This window comes from Ancylobacter mangrovi, assembly GCF_024752355.1.
Classification (GTDB): domain Bacteria; phylum Pseudomonadota; class Alphaproteobacteria; order Rhizobiales; family Xanthobacteraceae; genus Ancylobacter; species Ancylobacter mangrovi.
In genome coordinates this window covers 17,571-29,702 of record NZ_JANTHZ010000004.1, presented here as the reverse complement: position 1 = coordinate 29,702, position 12,132 = coordinate 17,571, and the positions used below count along the sequence as shown (strand labels likewise).

10 protein-coding genes are annotated in these 12,132 nt (G+C 64.1%); 7 read left to right on the top strand and 3 right to left on the bottom strand.

Features of this window, described 5'->3' with window-relative positions:
• Positions 1-4: 4 nt before the first annotated feature.
• Positions 5-1,060, bottom strand: coding sequence for a mandelate racemase/muconate lactonizing enzyme family protein (locus tag NVS89_RS10880; protein ID WP_374114563.1), 1,056 nt, complete (start codon positions 1,058-1,060; stop codon positions 5-7).
• A 239-nt stretch (positions 1,061-1,299) separates the two neighbouring features.
• Here NVS89_RS10880 and NVS89_RS10875 point away from each other — a divergent pair, with 239 nt between their 5' ends.
• The 6 genes from NVS89_RS10875 (at position 1,300) to NVS89_RS10845 (ending at position 9,199) form a co-directional block, all read left to right on the top strand.
• Complete coding sequence (locus NVS89_RS10875) at positions 1,300-1,956, top strand: helix-turn-helix domain-containing protein (RefSeq protein WP_258732757.1); 657 nt, start codon at positions 1,300-1,302, stop codon at positions 1,954-1,956.
• Between the two features lie 102 nt (positions 1,957-2,058).
• Positions 2,059-2,910 (top strand): ABC transporter substrate-binding protein, encoded by an 852-nt coding sequence (locus tag NVS89_RS10870; RefSeq protein WP_258732756.1) that lies wholly within the window; start codon positions 2,059-2,061, stop codon positions 2,908-2,910.
• A gap of 109 nt (positions 2,911-3,019) precedes the next feature.
• Positions 3,020-4,612 (top strand): amino acid ABC transporter permease/ATP-binding protein, encoded by a 1,593-nt coding sequence (locus NVS89_RS22925; protein ID WP_309486535.1) that lies wholly within the window; start codon positions 3,020-3,022, stop codon positions 4,610-4,612.
• Positions 4,609-6,228, top strand: coding sequence for a GMC family oxidoreductase (locus NVS89_RS10855; protein ID WP_258732755.1), 1,620 nt, complete (start codon positions 4,609-4,611; stop codon positions 6,226-6,228). The genes NVS89_RS22925 and NVS89_RS10855 overlap by 4 nt, the downstream gene beginning before the upstream one ends.
• Positions 6,228-6,575 (top strand): gluconate 2-dehydrogenase subunit 3 family protein, encoded by a 348-nt coding sequence (locus tag NVS89_RS10850; protein ID WP_258732754.1) that lies wholly within the window; start codon positions 6,228-6,230, stop codon positions 6,573-6,575. The genes NVS89_RS10855 and NVS89_RS10850 overlap by 1 nt, the downstream gene beginning before the upstream one ends.
• 311 nt (positions 6,576-6,886) lie before the next feature.
• On the top strand, positions 6,887-9,199 hold the full coding sequence (locus tag NVS89_RS10845) for a hypothetical protein (protein WP_258732753.1): 2,313 nt from the start codon (positions 6,887-6,889) through the stop codon (positions 9,197-9,199).
• A gap of 10 nt (positions 9,200-9,209) precedes the next feature.
• Here NVS89_RS10845 and NVS89_RS10840 read toward each other — a convergent pair whose 3' ends face one another.
• Positions 9,210-10,109 carry an HNH endonuclease gene (locus tag NVS89_RS10840; RefSeq protein ID WP_258732752.1) on the bottom strand — a complete coding sequence of 300 codons (900 nt, stop codon included), beginning with the start codon at positions 10,107-10,109 and terminating at the stop codon, positions 9,210-9,212.
• Between the two features lie 173 nt (positions 10,110-10,282).
• Here NVS89_RS10840 and NVS89_RS10835 point away from each other — a divergent pair, with 173 nt between their 5' ends.
• Positions 10,283-11,404, top strand: coding sequence for a Fic family protein (locus tag NVS89_RS10835; RefSeq protein ID WP_258732751.1), 1,122 nt, complete (start codon positions 10,283-10,285; stop codon positions 11,402-11,404).
• 75 nt (positions 11,405-11,479) lie between these two features.
• On the opposite strand, the gene NVS89_RS10830 is transcribed toward NVS89_RS10835, so the two are convergent.
• Positions 11,480-12,106 carry a tyrosine-type recombinase/integrase gene (locus tag NVS89_RS10830; protein ID WP_258732750.1) on the bottom strand — a complete coding sequence of 209 codons (627 nt, stop codon included), beginning with the start codon at positions 12,104-12,106 and terminating at the stop codon, positions 11,480-11,482.
• Between the last annotated feature and the right edge of the window lie 26 nt (positions 12,107-12,132).

The window sequence follows — 12,132 nt, the reverse complement described above, 5'->3', positions numbered from 1 at the left end:
GTGCTCACAGCGCGTACTTCCGGACCTTGGCCTCGTCCACCTCGATCCCGAGACCGGGAGCTTCCAGCGGCAGCAGCATGCCGTCGGCGAAGGGGAAGGGCGCGGAGATGACGTCGTCCTCGAAATAGTGCCCGCCGACCCTGCACGGATGGGTACCGGCCGGCGCCGAGACGGGGATCACCGATGGGAGGCTGACAGCGCGCGCCGACAGCGCGACGGCCAGATTGGCGGCATTGCCGATACCCGATTCGATGGAGCCGTTGACGTCGCAGGGCAGCCCGGCCGCTTCGGCGATGGCAGCGACTTCACCCGCCCGGCGCATGCCGCCGGCCTTGGCGAGATAGATGGAGATCGCGTCGGCGCCGCGCGCGGCAACCAGATCAAGTGCGTCTCGCGGCGACCAGCAGCTCTCGTCGGCAATGATCTTTATGCGGCTTTCCGCCGTCATCCGCGCCATGTCGGGAAGTCCGGCGACGGGCTGCTCGATGTACTCGATACCTTCGCCGTCGAGGCGCCGCGCCAGGTCGAACGCCGCCTTCAGCGGCCGATAGCCCTGGTTGGCGTCGAGACGCAGCCACATCTGCGGCAGTCGGCGGCGCAGTTCGCGCATCAGCTCGACGTCGCGCTCGGCGTCCTGGCCGCCCTTGATCTGCAAGGCCTTGAGGCCGTCGGCAGCGGCGGCCTCCGCTTCGGCGATCGCCTCTCCCACCTCCATCAGCCCGACCATGTGCGCCACCACGACGCCGGGCCGGACAGCCCCGCCCAGCAGGCGATGAACCGGCAGGCCGAGCGCCTTGCCCCACAGGTCGTGCAAGGCCATTTCGACGGCGCATTTCGCATAGGTGTGACCGATGGCGAGCTCGTCCATGAGCGGGATGATGGATCCGATCAACGTCGGATCCCGGCCGACCAGATGAGGGCCGATCACCGATCCCACCATGTGACTGACGGTGGCCAGCGTCTCCCCGCCGTGGCGGCCGTGCTCGCCGCCCCAGGTCGCGAGCGGGGTCGCCTCGCCATAGCCGACGATTCCCGTATCGGAAACAACGCGGATCAGCACGAATTCGCCGAGCTCCTGATCGAGGCCGTTCCAACGAAAGCGCCGCCGGACGGGCAATGCGAACGGAACGGCTTCCACGGCCTTGATCTTCACGCGAACTCTCCTCGATGGCGCAACTGACGATCATTCGCCGATATGAAAATTATTTCTCATGCGAGAATCAAGTTGATTTTTTCCTGTCGGTGAAATTATCTTCTCAGTGTGGATGGCGGGATCGATGAAGGAATGCGTGCAGGCCAATGACTAAGCCGCAATTGCAGAAGACCTCTCTCGGCACGAACGCTGTGGGCGAGCGCCTGAAGCTGGTGCGGCAGGATTCCGGGCTGACGCTGGCCGATGTGGCCCAGCGCACCGGCGTCTCCGTCTCCAACCTCTCGAAGATCGAGCGCGGTGAGGTGTCGCCGTCTTTCGACGTGGTGATCCGGCTGTGCGAAGGCCTCGGTATCGCCATCGAGCAGTTCGTCACGCCGGGGCTGAAGCCGACCGTCAGCGGTCGCAAGACCCAGACCGAGCGCGGCCAGGGCGTGCCGTTCTCCACCGAGCAGTATGCCTATCTCGCCCATTCGACCGAAATCTCCCGCAAGAACATGATTCCGCTGGAGATGTGGGTAACGGCGCGCTCTCCGGACGAGTTCGCGGACTGGGGCCAGCATGAAGGCGAAGAGTTCGTCTATGTGATCTCGGGAGAAATCGAGATTCATACGGACCAGTACGCGCCGTTTCGCGTCGGCCCCGGGGGAAGTGCCTATTTCGACAGCGGCATGCGGCACGTCTACGTCTGCGTGAGCAAGAGTGCGGCACATATACTGTCGGTCTCCTATAATCCGCGGGGCGCTTCCGCGCCGGTCGAGCGGTTCATGCATCCTTCGGCCCGGCCCGGGCGGACGGAGAAATAGGCGAGCAGATCGCCCTGCAGGCCGGCGGAGAACCGGCGCCACGGCGAGACAACGTCCTGATAACCACAACTTCCAGTTGCCATTCTTTCATGGAGAACAGCCATGCGTTCGTCTGTGCTAAGCCTTGCCATCGCTGCTTCGATCGCGCTGGCAAGCGCGCCGGTTCTGGCCGATGCGCCCAAATGCGAACCTGAGAAGGTCGCCGAGAAGTATCCGGAACTCGCCGGCAAGACGCTGCTGATGGGGGCCGACGGCCAGACCCCGCCCTATGCCTATCTCGACTCCAAGACCAACACCCTGGTCGGCTCCGATATCGATCTCGCCAAGAAGGTCTTCGACTGCATCGGCGTGAAATACGAAATCCGTCCGGCCGCCTGGTCCGGCATCTTCCCGGCCGTCGTCGCCGGTCAGATGGATCTGATGTTCTACATCTACTACAACGCAAAGCGGGTGCAGCAGGCCGACTTCGTCGTCTACATGAAGGCCGGCACCGGCGCGATCACCCAGAAGGGCAACCCGAAGAACATCAAGTCGAACGACGATCTGTGCGGCAAGACCGTCGCCGTGGGCCTCGGCACGGTCGAAGAAGCGCAGATGAAGGAGCTGGGCGGCAAGTGTGTCGCCGCGGGCAAGGAGACGGTCACGGTGATGACCTATCCCGATCATGCCGCCGGCTTCCGCCTGGTCGCCAACAAGCGCGCCGACGTCATGCTGACCGACCTTGCGCTGGTCGACCGGACCGTCGCCGACAATCCGGACGTGTATGTGCGCGCCTATGGCATCATCAGCGGCTTCCAGATCGGCGCCGCGGTGAAGAAGGGCAACAAGGTGCTGGCGGACGCCCTCCTCGACGGGCTGAAGGCCGTGCAGGCCTCCGGCGGCGAGCAGGAGGTCTTCAAGAAGTACGGTGTCGATCCGGCGCTCGAGCTTCCCGCCGAACTCAAGACCAACTGATCGGGCAAGACTGATCGGGCAAGACTGATCGACACGCGCACTCGTCCGGCGGCCTCAACGAGGTCGCCGGTTCGCGGCGCGCCTCCTTCTTTCTCCTGGGAGTGATCCGGTGGAGTGGGCGACTGAAGTCCTCAGCTATTTCACATCAGACTTTCTTTGGGCCGGTGCCGTCCTTGCCGTGAAGATCACCGTCGTGTCGATGGTCATCGGGCTTACCTTCGGCCTCGTCCTCGCCCTGATGCGCATGAGCGAATATCGCCCGATCGCCGGCGTCGCCTGGGTCTATATCTGGGTCATGCGCGGCACGCCGCTGCTGCTGCAGCTGGTGTTCATCTTCGACGCCTTGCCGCTCGTCGGGCTCAAATTCGACAGCTTCACCACGGCCGTCATCGGCTTCTCGCTCAATCAGGCCGCGTTCTCGGCGGAGATCCTGCGCGGCGGCATCCTCTCGGTAAGCCCGCAGCAGGCGGTTGCGGCCTCCTCGCTCGGCATGGGGCCGATGCTGACCTTGCGGCGCATCGTGCTTCCGCAGGCGATGCGCGCCATCCTGCCGGCGCTCGCCAACGACACGATCGGCATGCTCAAGATGACGTCGGTCGCGTCCGTCATCTTCGTCAACGAACTCACGTTCCGCGCCCAGCAGATCGTCGGCGAGAACTTCAAGTTCTTCACCGTCTTCGCCGGGGCGGGCCTCATCTATCTGCTCCTCACAAGCATCATTTCCATCGTCCAGATGACGCTCGAGCGCTCGCTCGATCCGGACCGGCGCCAGCAGGCGGGGCCGCGCGGACGGCTCGGCTTCGGACGCAGGGGACAGGTCGCCTTGCCGGTGGCCACTGCGGGTCCGGCGAGGAAGGCTTCCCGCGTCGAAACCGTGCGCGAGCTCATTCCGGCGGCGTCGGCAACTTCGTCCGACCAGCCGTTCCTTCAATGCACCAACGTCTGGAAGGCCTATGGCGAGCGCGACGTGCTCAAGGGCATCAGCTTCGACGTGAAGCCCGGCGAGGTGGTGGCCGTCATCGGGCCGAGCGGATCGGGCAAGTCGACGCTCCTGCGCCTCGTCAACCATCTCGAATCCATCGACCAGGGCGAGATCCGGGTCGGCGGCCGCTATGTCGGCTACGTCAAGGAGAATGGACATCTCAAGCCGATCTCGGGCCGCGCCAGAGCGCGTGCGGAAGTAGGGGTCAGCATGGTGTTCCAGTCCTTCAACCTGTTCGCGAACCTGACCGCGCTCGAGAACATCATGGAAGCGCCGGTCCGCGTCCACGGCGTGCCGAAAGCCGAGGCGGAGGCGCTGGCGCGCCGGCTCCTTGCCGCGGTCGGCCTCTCCAGCCATGCCGACCATTTGCCCCAGCACCTGTCCGGCGGCCAGCAGCAGCGTGTCGCCATCGCCCGCGCGCTCGCGGTCAAGCCGCGTCTCATGCTGTTCGACGAGCCGACCTCCGCGCTCGATCCCGAGCTGGTTGGCGAGGTGCTGAGCGTGATGCGCGCACTTGCCGAGGCCGGCATGACGATGGTCATCGTCACCCACGAGATCCGCTTCGCACGAGAAGTCGCCGACCGCGTCGTGTTCTTCGACGATGGCAACATCGTCGAGGAGGGAGCGCCTGCCGACGTGCTCGACAGGCCTAAGATGGAACGTACGCGGCAGTTCCTGAGCGCCATCAGCAACGAAAGCGACGACGAGGAGGTCGCGTGAGCCCCGATCCTCTCGACCGCGACATTCTTGCCGCCGAGGTGGTGATCGTCGGGGCCGGGCTATCGGGAAGCGTGGCCGCCCGGCGACTGGCGGAAGCCGGCGTGGATGTCCTGTGCCTCGAACAGGGGCCACGTCCGGACCCCGCCTCCTATCGTGGAGAGCACGACGACTGGGAGTTGACCTCCTTCGGCCCCTGGAGTGCCAGCCCGAATATCCGCCGCGGGCCCGGCGATTACCCCATCGATGACAGCCGCTCCGAGATCAAGCCGATGATGTACAACGGCGTCGGTGGCGGCACCGTGCTCTATGGCGCGCAGTGGATGCGCTTCATGCCATCCGACTTCCGCACCTACTCGACCGACGGAGTGGGCGACGATTGGCCGGTTTCCTACGAGGAGCTCGCGCCCTTCTATGACCGGATCGATATCGATTTCGGCGTCTCCGGCCGCAACGGCGATCCGGCCATGCCGCCCCAGCCCGATTATCCGATGGAGGCGCTGCCATTGTCGCCCGTCGGCCGCAAGATCATGCAGGGGCACGCCAGGCTCGGCTGGCACTGCTGGCCGGGCTCGAACGCGATCACCAGCCGCACCTATCAGGGACGCCAGCCCTGCGTTCAGCTCGGCGTATGCGGGCAGGGTTGCCCGGTCGGGGCCAAGACCAGCGTCGACATCACGCACTGGCCCGTGGCCGAGGCGCGCGGCGCGCGGCTTCTCACCGGAGCGCGCGTCTCCCGCGTAACGCTGGACGCGTACGGGCGCGTCGATGGCGTCGTGCTCCGGGCATCGGACGGCGTCGAACGCAAGGCGCGTGCGGGAACGGTGATCGTCGCCGGCAATGCCATCGGCACCGCACGCCTTCTCCTCGCCTCGCGCTCGGCGTCGTTTCCCGACGGGCTCGCCAATCGCTCCGGCATGGTCGGCAGGCGGCTGATGCTGCACCCGTTCAGCCGGGCGGTCGGCCTGTTCGACGAGCCGCTCGAAAGCTGGCAGGGGCATTGGGGGCAGACCGTCTATTCCCTCGAATTTGCCGCAACCCGCCCAGATGTGGGCTTCGTTCGCGGCGCGAAGTGGAATCTTGGCCCGTCGGGCGGCCCGCTTGGCGCCGCGATGTTTCCCTGGCCAAACGAACCACTCTGGGGCGAAGCGCTGCACCGCCATGTCCAGGCCTGGCTCGGCCGCAGCGGTGTCTGGGGCATCATCTGCGAAGACCTGCCGGAAGACGAAAACCGGGTGGAGATCGATCCCGCGAGGCTCGATACCGATGGAAATCCCATCCCCATCCTGCACTACAGGCTCTCGGAAAACTCGAGGGCGATGCTCACCTTCAACCTTGCGCGGGCGGAGGAGTCGCTGCAGGCCTCCGGAGCCATCCATACCCTCACCGTGCCGCTGCTGCCGGATTATGGATGGCATCCACTGGGAACATGCCGTATGGGCGACGACCCCACGACGTCGGTCGTCGACCGCTTCGGGGCCTCGCACGATGTGCCGGGGTTGCACATCGTGGATGGCAGCATCCTGGTGACCGGCTCCTGCGCCAATCCTGCGGCAACGATTGCCGCTCTCGCCCTGCGAACGGCCGAGCAGCTGATTGCCACGCGGGGGTGGTCCTGATGAACGGCGAACCTCTATCGCTGACATCCCGTGAGCGCGCTGTACTCGCGGAGATCGCCGATATCCTGATACCGCGCCATGGAGGCATGCCGTCCGCTTCCGATGTCGGATTGTGCGAGGGGCCGATCGATCGGGCGCTCGCCGCACGGCCGGAGCTTCTGGATCCTGTGCGCGATCTGGTCGCCCGGGCGCATGGGCGCCATGGGCAGGACGTCGTCCGGGAGATCGAAAAGGACGATCAGGCTGTCCTTCTCGCCGCGCTGCAGCTGATCGCGGGGGCCTATTACATGCTGCCCGAAGTGCGGAGGCTTCTCGGCTATTCCGGGCAGATGCGCAAGGCGCCTTAGGTCGCCCGTGAAGGGAAGATCGCGACGACGCGACTCCAGCCAAGGTCCCTGTTGCGTTGGCACAACTTCCGCTTGTTGGCGGGAGCTGACGTTGATGAGATGTCCGAAACCGGACGTTGTAGGCAGATGTAGTTGAGCGTGACCGCGCGTTCGTCAACGCTCCGATCACGCAGCGGGCCGACATCGCAATTCGCTTAATCGATCAGTGGATCAACGGCTTGAAGGGCTTTCGCGAGCGATCTCCATTGCCGAGAAATGCTGCCCGATCCGAGGCGATTCGCCTCCTCACCATTGCGTTCTTCTGATCAAACATGCCTCGACTGACCTTCGCGCGCATGCTGGAGAAATTCTGCCAGCAGCGCGTCACCACCATTCTGTCGCCGCGCGATGCAGCGTTGTTCCAGAACTGGCTTCTCGGGCTGCTCGTCGCCCGGATGTCTCCGCCAAAGGCCGGGCACGACTACGACTGGCTCGCCATCTCGAATGCCTGCGGCGTCGATCATGCCGACCTCAAACGCGCCACGCGTGTCCTCTCGCCCGGCCTCGATGCTCTGACGCGGGACGTTCGCCAGAATGGAGGACTCCACCCGAGGAAGGCGAGCCGCGCCGCATCTCGCCGGATACCTCGTGCGACTGCGCGCCATACCCCTGCAGAGTCGGCAGATTCCAATCCGCGACCGGAGACGTCCGCTCCGCCGCGCCGCAAGCCCGGTGTCCGCCCCAAGCCCATCGTGGATTTTCCAGAGAGCGACGGCAAGCTGTGGGAGAATCCCGCAACCTTCACCGATGCCTTGGAGCTTCACATGCGCCGACACGGCGATAGTTCGAAGCATCTCGCACGCGTCCTGGCGAACGGCGCCAGTCAGGTCGACGAGACGACCCTCAACATGTGGCGGCGCGGCGTGAAGGTGCCGCGCGCAGCCCGTAGCCTTGCGGCGCTGGAATTCATCGAGCGGCGCTATCGCCTGCCACTCGGCTACTTCAGGCAGAAACTACCGATGACTGACCGCTGCACCTCGGCCGGCACCATTGCCGGCATCACCCGTGCCGAACGGCGGCGCCTCGCCTGGCATCTGCCCTTCGACTTCGATCGCCGTCCATTGAAGGAACGGGAAGAAATTCTCGAATGGGTGCAGCGCGTAGTGATTTCCGGCTCGACGGAATATCGTCGGTTCCAGGCTGCCGCGATGAGACAGCGCTACGCAGTGCGCTTTCCCGGCCTGCTCGGCGAATCCACGCGTCCGCGCGGGCTCTATCGCTTCTGCCGGGAAGAGGATGGTAGCCTGCCCGATCCCGAGCTTGCGGTCGCGGCCGTGGATGCACCGGCCCAGCTTTCCGAGGAGATGGCGGACCTTGTCCGCTTCAAGACGGCGACGCTGACAGCCTTCGGCTATCAGCGCAACGGCGTCTGGGGCGAGGAGACCGCCTCGCAGAAGGTCGAGCATCTCGGCCTGATGTTCGGCGCCCTGGCGGCAGCGCCGAGCGGGGCCGTGCACGGTTTCGGCGTGCCACTGGAAAGCCTGACCGTCGGTCTTCTCGTCTTTCCGATCGTCTGGGACTGGTACATCCAATGGCGCGAACGTCGGCGTGGCTTCTACACCGCATGGGAAGTCGACATGCTGCGCATCGCCATCGCACTGACGCGGGTCGACACCGGGTGGCTGCGCCAGAGCTCGCAACTCGCTGATCGGATCAAGCCCATTCCCAATCTCATCACCGAGTGCGACATCGCCGCAATCCGCGCCGACTGGGCCGGCGCCTGCGAGCAGATGCACAAGCATGGACTTGCCCGCGCCAAGGAAGTCCAACGTGTCGCGCGCATCCATCGCGATCCCTTCGAGCCGGTCATGGTCGTGCTGGAAGCCGACAGTCCCGTTGGTGAGTACCGCAAGATCACCGAGGAGATCCTGCGGCTGATGCCGGACGAGAAGCGCTACCCCCGCGCCGCGGCCGAGGCGGTGCGAGCCTTCCTGATGCTCCGGCTCGGCCTGCATCTCGGGCTGCGCCAGAAGAACCTGCGCCAGCTCCTCGTCTGCCCGCGCGGACACATTCCGAGCTCGGAACGTCGGCTCACGGAACTGAAGCGCGGCGAGTTGCGCTGGAGCGAACGCGATCGAGGCTGGGAAGTGTTCATCCCCTCCGTCGCGTTCAAGAACGCGAATTCGTCCTTCTTCGGCAGCAAGCCGTTCCGGCTGATCCTGCCGGACTTGGGCGGTCTCTACCACTATCTCGACGCCTATATCGACCGGCACCGGAGAGCACTGCTTAAGAATGCCGCCGATCCCGGCACGCTGTTCGTAAAGACGGTAAAACTGACCAGCAAGGACGCCGCGTACGACCAGAACACCTTCTATGAGGCGTGGCGGCTCGCAATCCAGCGCTACGGTATCGACAATCCCTATACGGATCGCGGCGCAATCAAGGGGCTATTGCCCCATGGACCGCACAATGTCCGCGACGTGCTCGCCACCCATATCCTGAAGCAGACCGGCTCCTACGAGCAGGCGAGCTATGCGATCCAGGACACGCCCGACATGGTGGCCAAGCACTATGGGCGCTTCCTGCCGCAGGACAAGGCGGCGCTCGCCGCACAGATCCTGAACCGCGTCTGGGAGGCGGCGTAGCAGTATCGCTTCACTGCTTGAAACAGTGTTCCCGGTGCCATTGCAGGAAATGCGGATGCGGCCGCTCGAACGTCTTTTTCGGCGCGATGGCGCGGCCGCTCCGGTTGATGAAGGCCCGCACACCATCCGGGTCGTTGACCTGCCGGGAGATGAGGATCTCCAGATTATCCGAGAGGCTGATCAGACCGCGATCGAACATCCAGTGCGCGGTGCCCGACAATGCCAGGCCGTTGCTGATGATGTCGGGTCCGTTCGCTTCCACCGGTCGGATATGGGCCGCGGCCACCTCGGCCCGTCCTCCGCCATTGATCAGCTTAAGCCCGCTGATCGCACAGCGCTGGTCATAGGCGCGCAGCACCACCCGCCGGAAGATCCGATCCCGCACGATCCGCGATGACAGAGTGCTGATGCGTTCCCGGTTCTGCTCGAATACGAACGGTGCCTGCTCTTCATGAAAGCCGGCAATGGGCGCGTCATCGTCGACGCGCGGAAGCAACGGTTCGCTGTCATCCAGCCCGAGCCGGATGATGCGATCGAAATCGTCCGGCGAGAGCGAGCGCACGGCGGCCTGTGCGCGACCTGAAATCCGCCCCTCTTCATTCAGCACGCCACGCTCGATGACACCATCCGCATCGCTGAACGGCACCGGATGGACGAAATCGAGATAGCTGCCGGGCTTGATCAGCGCCAGATACATGCCGGGCGCCGTCGGATCGGGCACCACACGTTCAACCTTGGCGATCGCGAAATAGCCGCGTGTCTCCGTGATCTTCCGTGGCTCGTAATAAACGATCCAGTCGCCGACACAGGCCTCGACCCGCCCGAGATACTGTGGTGGAAACTGATATCGCTCCGCCGGACTGTCATCGTAGATCGAGTCCGAGCGGTGAATGAAGACGCCGAATCCCATGTCCCATCCTTGATCCGCGTCATCATATTGAGTTTTCGGCGCCAAGGAGGAGAAAGCTGCGCCCTTCGTTCCACAATGCACTTCGGCCCCGTGGGCCATGTGAGCGATAGGACGGCTTTCTATAAATTATATATCTGCTAATATATGAGCTATAGAGGAGGTCTCTATCGCTCATGGCATGGAATTGGACGCAGCCCCATTGGCCGCACTTTACCTATGATCCAGCCGCCCTTGAGTCGCTGGAGCGGCACTTCCTGCTGCTCTCCGGTGAGGTGATCGGCGCGGTCCGGCATGTGGGCGACGATGACCGCGACCTGCTGCGGATCGAACTTCTCAGTGACGAGGCGGTCAAGACCAGCGCGATCGAGGGCGAGGCCCTGGATCGCCTGAGCGTGCAATCCTCGCTGCGCCGGCAATTCGGCCTCGACACCGACAATCGCACCGTGAAGCCGAAGGAGCGCGGTATCGCGGAGATGATGGCCGATCTGTACCGGAGTTGGGCGGATCCGCTGGAAGACGATACCCTGTTCCGCTGGCATCGCATGCTCATGGCTGACAGCCAGCATCTGGAGACGATTGGCGGTTACCGCCGTCACGAAGACGCGATGCAGATCGTGTCCGGCCGTTACGATCGGCCCACGGTGCATTTTGAGGCCCCGCCATCCTTTCGGGTTCCCGGGGAGATGACCGCCTATCTCGCTTGGTTCAACGGCTCGGCACCGAACGGTGGCACGCCGCTGCCCGCCCTAACCCGTGCCGGGATTGGACATCTCTATTTCGAGAGCATCCACCCCTTCGAGGATGGCAATGGCCGGATTGGTCGCGCCGTCGCGGAAAAGTCCCTCGCGCAGAACATCGGACAACCGACGCTGATCGCACTCGCCCATACCATCGAGCAGCACCGCAAGGCCTATTATGAACAGCTCGAGGTCCACCAGCGGACACTCGATATCACCGGTTGGCTGACCTACTTCGCCGAGACGATCATCACAGCCCAGCGGACGACACTGGGCCGCGTCGCCTTCCACATCACCAAGACGCACTTTTACGATCGCTTCCGCGACAAAATGAACGACCGCCAGGAGAAGGTGATCGCCCGGCTATTCCGTGAAGGCCCCGGCGAATTCACGGGTGGCCTGAGCGCGGAGAACTACATCGCGATCACCGGCACTTCTCGTCCGACCGCCACGCGTGACCTGCACGATCTGGTCGAGAAAGGCGCCCTGACGCGAACCGGCGAGCGCCGATATACGCGCTACCATCTGAATCTGCCGGGAGCAGCCTGCAAACCATGATTCCGGGAGCAATGCGGCCCAATACTCCGAGGATTAGCTTGGGTGCCACGGCAAGCGTCGCTGATGTGCCGAACCTCAAATCTCCGTTTGCTCAGATAGGCTCAAGGCGTCATCCACTTCGATCCCGAGATACCGCACGGTGCTTTCGAGCTTGGTGTGACCGAGCAGGAGCTGGCAGGCACGCAGATTTCCGGTCCGCTTGTAAAGGATGGAGACTTTTGTTCGCCGCAGGCTGTGCGTCCCGTAATCCGCCGGGTTGAGGCCGATCAGGCTGACCCATTGGTCGACGAGTCGCCCATACTGCCGAGTTGTGACGTGTCCTCCACTATGGCTGCGGCTTGGCCAAAGCCAATCGCTTCCCTTTGCGCGCCGGATTGCGAGCCACGCAGCGAGAGCGTCCTTCGTCGGTTCGGTGATCTCGAAGGGGACCGGCTGGCCGGTCTTGTGCTGGACGACCACTGATCTCGCGCGAATGCCGCTGCCGGAGAATACGTCGCCGACTTTCAGTGTGACCAGATCGCAGCCACGCAGCTTGCTGTCGATGGCAAGGTTGAACATAGCGAGATCGCGCACCCGGTTGGCAATTTGCAGCCGCGTGCGCAGGGCCCATATGTGCTTGGGCTTCAGGGGAGGCTTGGCTCCGACGATCCGGCCGGCGTTCCAAGGCTCGTGCTGTGAGTGGATCTCTTGATTGACGTGCATGGCATCCTCCTTCCGAGGAGCAGCCC